The 5,690-nt window shown below is 65.1% G+C and carries 3 protein-coding genes and 1 pseudogene; 1 reads left to right on the top strand and 3 read right to left on the bottom strand.

Annotation, left to right across the window (positions count from 1 at the left end):
- Window positions 1–221: 221 nt before the first annotated feature.
- The 3 genes and pseudogenes from I5M_RS03940 to I5M_RS03930 form a co-directional block, all read right to left on the bottom strand.
- Window positions 222–1,040: pseudogene (locus I5M_RS03940) on the bottom strand (caspase domain-containing protein); the annotation flags it as partial.
- A gap of 70 nt (window positions 1,041–1,110) precedes the next feature.
- Entirely contained in the window at window positions 1,111–3,582 is a 2,472-nt protein-coding gene (locus I5M_RS03935; RefSeq protein ID WP_022720212.1) for a bifunctional diguanylate cyclase/phosphodiesterase, read from the bottom strand.
- Window positions 3,583–3,802: 220 nt separating this feature from the next.
- A complete protein-coding gene (locus tag I5M_RS03930) occupies window positions 3,803–4,855 on the bottom strand; it encodes a hypothetical protein (RefSeq protein WP_022720211.1) in 1,053 nt (350 codons plus the stop codon).
- A gap of 274 nt (window positions 4,856–5,129) precedes the next feature.
- Here I5M_RS03930 and I5M_RS03925 point away from each other — a divergent pair.
- Window positions 5,130–5,690 (top strand): patatin-like phospholipase family protein (locus tag I5M_RS03925; RefSeq protein ID WP_022720210.1); only part of this gene is annotated, 561 nt, incomplete at its 3' end.

Genomic DNA, 5,690 nt, shown 5'->3' with positions numbered 1-5,690 from the left:
GGCGCGCGGCAAATTTCCCATCATCGTTCCCGAGCTCCCCGGCCGGAATGGCGACGATGATAGGGTGGCGGGTGCCGGGGCCGGCTCGCATGTTGAGGATGCCCGCGGAAACATTATCGAGCACCCGAAAGCTTAGGCGTTGCGCCGACGATGGCGGCGGTGCAGAGGGCGACGCTGGCGCCACCTCGGTCGGACGCTCAGGCTTCGGCTGCTCAGGCTCGGGGTCGCGCTGTGGGTGGAGCTGCAGCAACCTGCTGCTGCGAGGACGCGGTCACGCCTGCGGCTTGGCCGGCGAAGTAAAAATCGCCCTGTATCGGCGATGTCGACAGCCAAGGCTGCTGCGCGTTGCCGGTCGACTTCATCACCGCAAGGCCTACGCGGTTGAAGGTCTGAAAGATGTCGATGCCCGGCCGGCTGATCATCTCCGCCAACGCCCGCGTATACGGGCTGTGACCGTCGTCGCCGTCCTGCGCGACATTGCCGGGCTGGGTCGCGTAGGAAATTAGCGTGCCTTCCGGCGCCTGCATTTGCGCGAGGCCGCCGTTAGCGGATCGCAAACCGCGACCGCCGAATGGATTGTTGCGGCAGGCATCGAGCAGCACGATGTTGAGTCGCGTCCCGGCGCTTTCCATCTGCCTCAACACAAGACCGATATCCAGCATCTGGAAATCGACATCGGCCTCGCGCGTCGGATTGGCGCCGACCGGCACGAGATAGTTGGTGCCGCGAACCTGTAAGCCGTGGCCTGCATAGTAGAACAGGCCGACGTCCGCGCCGGCCGAGTCGCGGCCGAACTGCTGCACCAACGCGTCGAACCGCGCTTTGTCGACATCGAGTTGGGCACCGCCCCCCACCAGTGTGAAGCCGAGGCGGCGCAACGTCTCGACTATCAGCGTGGCGTCTTTGGCCGGGTTCTCCAGTGCTGTGACGTGGCGATAAGCCGAATTGCCAACTACCAAGGCGACGCGCGTCTCGGCCAGTGCCGCCGAACTCAGCACCCACGCCAGGAGCAACCAGAGCAGCCGACCTGCCCACACCATGCAGAACTCCCCTTGCCGTCGGCGGACAGTAAACCGATCGACGGCGCAGGCCAATCCCGCAGCAGGCAGCCTACGCCGCCTGCGACGCCCGCCTGCCGAACTTCGTCAGCAGCCCCTCGATCTCCGCTGCCGGTCGCCCGGGGCTGAACAGGAAGCCCTGGACTTCGTTGCAGCCTTCGGCGCGGAGTTGGTCGAGTTGCTCGATGGTTTCGACGCCTTCCGCGAGCGTGGTGATGTTCAGGCTGCGGCCGAGGCCGGCGATGGCACGGACGATGGCGAGGCAGTCGGGCCGCTCGGTGAGATCCTTGACGAACGATCGGTCGATCTTGATCTTGTCGAACGGGAAACTGCGCAAGTAGCTAAGGCTCGAATAGCCTGTGCCGAAATCGTCCATCGAGATCCGCACTCCGAGGCTGCGGAGCTGATGCAGCGTCGCCAGATTGGCTTCGCTCTCGGCCAGGAATAACGACTCTGTAATCTCGAGCTCGAGCCGACGCGGCGCCAGCCCGGACTGCGCCAACGCCGAGATCACCACCTGCACCAGATTGCGGCTGCGGAACTGCACCGGCGACAGATTGACCGCGACCTTGATATCTGACGGCCACCTCGCCGCCTCCAGGCAGGCGCGGCGCAGCACCCATTCGCCGAGCCCTACGATGAGACCGATATCCTCCGCCACCGGAATGAAATGCGCAGGTGAGATCATGCCGCGCTCGGGATGATGCCAGCGCAGTAGCGCCTCGAAGCCGCCGATGCGGTCCTCGGCGAGATCGATCAATGGCTGATAATGCAGATCGAATTCGCCCTTGGCGAAGGCATGGCGCAGGTCGAGCTCCATGTCGCGGCGGATCTGCGCCTGGCGGTCCATCTCCTTCTCGAAGAAATGGTGGCAACCGCCGCCCGACGCCTTGGCCCGGTACAACGCCATGTCCGCGTTGCGCATCAGCGCCTCGCAATCCTCGCCGTCGCCCGGCGACATTGCGATGCCGATCGAGGCGCCGATCACCACTTCGAGCCCGTCCATGTCGTAGGGCGCGCTGATCACGTCGATGAGGCGGCCGGCGAAATCGCTGGCCTCGTTCGGCGATGCGGCGGCGGTCAGCACGATGGCGAATTCATCGCCGCCGAATCGTGCCGCGAGATCGCCGGGCCCGATCTGCTGGCGCAGCCGCGTCGCCACCGCCTGCAGCAGCCGGTCGCCGGTCGGATGGCCGAACGAGTCGTTGACGTTCTTGAACAGGTCGAGGTCGATACACAGCACCGCGACTTTGCCGTCGCAGGTCCGGCTGTGATCGAGCGCCTGCTGCAGCCGCTCTTGATACAGAGCGCGGTTCGGCAGATTGGTCAGCCCGTCGTGATGCGCCATATGGGCGATCTTGGCCTCGGCCTTGCGACGCTCGGTGATATCCACGACTGCGACCAGAAAGCCGTCGCGGCCGTTGAAGTTGACGCGGCGGCCGAATGTCAGCACCTGGATCTCGCTGCCGTCGGCTTTGACGTGGCGCCAATTGCCGGCGGACTGATAGCTCTCGCCGACCTTGAGCAGTGCCTCGCTGTGCGCGGCCCATTCGTCCTTGGGCCAGATCTCGCGCAACGTCATGCGCAGGAAAGTGTCGCGATCGTAGCCATAGTGCTGCACGGCGGCGTCGTTGACGCTGATGAACTCGGTGGTCTGGGCGTCGAACACCCACATCGGCATCGGATTGCCGTCGAACAGCAGTCGGAACGACTCCTCGCGCTTCTTCAGCGAGGTCACGTCGGAAATGGTCAGCGAGATGATGTCGCCGAACGCGGTGGCAGCGAGGCTGAGATTGCGCTCGTGGGTGTCGACCGCCAGCGTGACGCTGCCGCCGGTCTCGACCAGTTGCAGCAGCGGCCCGACGATATCCGGCGAGCACAACAGATGCTTGTGGTCAGCGAGCCGGCTCCATTGCAAATCGTCGATCGGATGACGCAGCAGCTGCGAGGCGCCAGCGTTGAGATGCACGATCTGAAAATCGAACGGCCTGCGATCGGCGCCGCGGATCGCGGTCAGCGAGACGATTCCATCGTCGGTCGAAGCAAAGATCGCGTCGAGCAGATTGTAGCGAAAGCCGTCTTCGTTGATGTAAACGCCGACCAGTGTCCCGCCCCAGCGAGACGAGGTCGGCAGCGCCAGAAGCGTGTACTTCTGCACCATGCCGTCGCGCACACAATGCGCGCTGCCGAGATACGGACGGCGGTTCGCCAAGGCGCCAGCCGCAGCCTGTGTCAGGGCCGTCGCGCAGTCCGATGGCAGAGCCGTCAGCGAAATGTCCCAGCGATCGTCCGACAACCATTGCTGCACATAACGTCCGGTGCGCGAGACCTCCAGCGTATCGCCGTTGATGCGCAGCAGAGCGATGTGATCGGCAAGTCGGCCGAGACTGCCGAGCATCACCTCTTCGTAGCTCGGCAGCGACTGCGCCGGTTGCACGGCGGCGTGCCACTTCCGCTGCAACACGATCAGGTCGCCCGAGAGCTGATTGAGAGAAGTCTCTGAAAATTTGCCGACAGCCGACACGAAGGCGCCCCAGCAGTGGTGTCCCCTGTATCGCACTGCACGGTCCGCCGATTAAGACGATGTAAACACTGCGCCGAGACCTCGTGAAAACACGAAGTGTGAAGGTTTTAAGTCAGGCGATGGTTAGTGAGCGTTCACCACTGTGACAGTGGCGATACTGCAAAATGTTCGGGATCGGAGAGTTGGTGTCGTCCGGGGCGGCGCTGCGGCCCGGCGAGGCTCAGCGTGCCAGCACTTCGACTTCAGTGTCGACGCCGTTGACGACGTTGAAGCCGCGCTCGAACACCTTGCCTTCGTTCTTGGCAATGGCGCGGTACTCGCCTTCCGACAGCACCACGCGCGGGAAGGCGCCGATCGACTCCTTGATGACGTCGCCACCCGGGGTCAGCACCGACCAGGCGGTGTTGGCGAGCGCCTCGCCGCCCTTCTCGCTGACCAGCTTCAGGGTGATCACCGCGGCACGGTGCGTGATGGTGACGTCGGTGAGCTTACCGGCCTGGACGCGAATGTCGGAGCGCACCACCGAATTGGCGTCGCCGTAATTCGAGACTATGTAGTAAGTGCCCTCCGGCACCAGCACGACGTCGCCGGCCGGAATGTTGGGCAGGATCGGCGCGCGTTCGACGTTTTCGAACTGACTGCCTTTGTAGATCGAGAACGAGATCTGGTTGGACGGAATCCGCGATCCGCCGACCTTGCCCTCGATGCGCAGCCCGCCAGCCGGCAGGATGAAAGACTCGCGATCGGTGTCGGCCTTGAGGTTGACCGGCCGCACTGCGCTGACCAGCCCGTGGGCGACATGAACGACGTAGTTGCCCGGCGGCAGCACGATGTTGGGAGTCGGGGTGCGCTCCTCGCGGATCAACTTGATGGCGCCGCCCTCGTCGGGACGTTCCGAATAGACGCGCCAGACGATGCCGGAATTGATGACCGGTAGATCCTTGCCGTAGCGCGCTGTCAGCGTCAGCACGCCCTGCGGGGCAGCATTGGCCGGAGGCACCACCGGAGTAGCGGGCGGCGTGACAGCGGCGACGGGGGGCTGAGTCAGCGTCGGAGGCAATGCCGGCGCTGCGGCCGGGCCAGACGACGGCGCCAAGCTGATGGCACCACCCGAAGGCGCCTCCGGCACCGAAGCCGGCGGGACCGGCGGCGGCCGATCGCTGAACAATTGCGCCGAAGCCGGGCTCGATACGGCCATCGCCGCGCAGACAGCAAACGTCAGCAGCCGTACGCCGCGCCGCCCGAGTCCCGCGGTGTCGCCTCTGCAAATCATGGCCGATGGTTTTGACCGAAAACGAGGCAATTTCAAGCCTCCGGCGCCGCGACCCACACGGTCATACCAGAACCGTTCGATCACGCATTGTTTGCGCCCACCCGGATCCAACGTCGCCGATTTGCGCTGGCGGGCGCCGCTCCAGGGATTAAACAAACACGCAGTCCCGGCTGGCGCGCGTCCGAGGTTCCGCTTAGATGCACTGCGAACCCACCCGCGATGGCCGAAGCGGCGCCTGTGCGCGACGCAAACCCGGCAGACAGGAGGCGCCCGAGTGCTGGAACATCTGATCGGCCGTGGCCAGCAAACCGTCCCTGCCCCGAACAAGCCCGGCGTCGACAGTGCCCGCAAGCCCGTGATCGGGCTGGCGCTCGGCGGCGGCGCGGCACGCGGCTTCGCCCACATCGGCATCCTGCGGACCTTGATTGCCAACGGCATCGTGCCCGACGTCGTCGCCGGCACCTCGATCGGAGCGGTGGTCGGCGGCGCCTATGTGGCAGGCCATCTCGACACGCTGGAGGATTGGGCGCGCAGCCTGAAGCCGCGCAACATCCTCGGCTATCTCGACGTCCGCCTCAACGGCTCGGGCCTGATCGGCGGCGGCAAGCTCGCCGCCCAGCTCGAAGCCACGTTGGGCCAGATCACCATCCAGGACCTGACCCAGAAATTCGCCAGCGTGGCGACCGAAGTCCGCACCGGCCACGAGATCTGGCTGACGCACGGCCGCATCGTCGATGCAGTGCGCGCTTCCTACGCGCTACCCGGCATATTTTCGCCGGTGCTGATCGGTGACCGCTGGCTGGTCGATGGCGCGCTGGTCAATCCGGTTCCGGTG

Origin of the sequence: Rhodopseudomonas sp. B29 (assembly GCF_000333455.1) — a bacterium.
GTDB lineage: Bacteria > Pseudomonadota > Alphaproteobacteria > Rhizobiales > Xanthobacteraceae > Rhodopseudomonas.
Note: the sequence above shows the minus strand (reverse complement) of the source record. Positions and strands in the feature narration are given on the sequence as shown.

Bases quoted from the DNA above. Each gene is read 5' to 3' on its own strand.
- I5M_RS03930 (WP_022720211.1), bottom strand. From the start codon at position 4,855: ATGATTTGCAGAGGCGACACCGCGGGACTCGGGCGGCGCGGCGTACGG.